This window comes from Isoptericola croceus, from assembly GCF_029382255.1.
Taxonomy (GTDB): Bacteria; Actinomycetota; Actinomycetes; order Actinomycetales; family Cellulomonadaceae; genus Isoptericola; species Isoptericola croceus.
Genome location: NZ_JARLLG010000464.1, coordinates 1 through 258, shown reverse-complemented (window position 1 = coordinate 258; position 258 = coordinate 1). Strand labels below are relative to the sequence as shown.

At 60.9% G+C, this 258-nt stretch carries 1 protein-coding gene; it reads left to right on the top strand.

The window, feature by feature from the left end:
* Positions 1 to 258, top strand: a 258-nt coding sequence (locus tag PZC42_RS24945) for a cytochrome P450 (protein ID WP_277214309.1), incomplete at both ends; no start/stop codon positions are given.

Sequence of the window (258 nt, the reverse complement as noted above, 5' to 3'; positions counted from 1 at the left end):
ACTCACCAATAATCCATCCTCGAATCCTCGATTTATCATGGAGATAAACTCGGCAGCCACCCTCACCCTCGTCTCTCTCCTCACCCTCCCCATTCTTCTGGCGTTGCTGACCCGCAAGTCGTCGTCAAAGAAGAGGAGGCCTCCAGGGCCATGGAACCTCCCCTTGGTCGGCGGCCTCCTCCACCTCCTCCGGTCGCATCCGCAGGTCGCGCTCCGCGAGCTCGCCAGCAAGTACGGCCCGGTGATGTTCCTCCGGAT